The following is a 294-nucleotide window of genomic DNA, read 5'->3' as shown; positions in this document are numbered from 1 at the left end:
CCTGGAGGAAGAGAAAGCAAGTGCGATGTCCTGAGGAGCGGCGAGCGAAACGGAACATAGCCCAAACCAAGAGGCTTGCCTCTTGGGGTTGTAGGACATTCTATACGGAGTTACAAAGGAACGAGGTAGACGAAGCGACCTGGAAAGGTCCGTCGTAGAGGGTAACAACCCCGTAGTCGAAACTTCGTTCTCTCTTGAATGTATCCTGAGTACGGCGGAACACGTGAAATTCCGTCGGAATCTGGGAGGACCATCTCCCAAGGCTAAATACTCCCTAGTGATCGATAGTGAACC

The 294-nt window shown here is 51.7% G+C and carries 1 rRNA gene; it reads left to right on the top strand.

Annotated elements, in window-relative coordinates:
- Window positions 1-294 (top strand): 23S ribosomal RNA (locus tag R0J92_RS22355); the annotation flags it as partial.

Origin of the sequence: Tritonibacter sp. SIMBA_163 (genome assembly GCF_046535935.1) — a bacterium.
Classification (GTDB): Bacteria; Pseudomonadota; Alphaproteobacteria; order Rhodobacterales; family Rhodobacteraceae; genus Epibacterium; species Epibacterium scottomollicae.
Note: the sequence above shows the minus strand (reverse complement) of the source record. Positions and strands in the feature narration are given on the sequence as shown.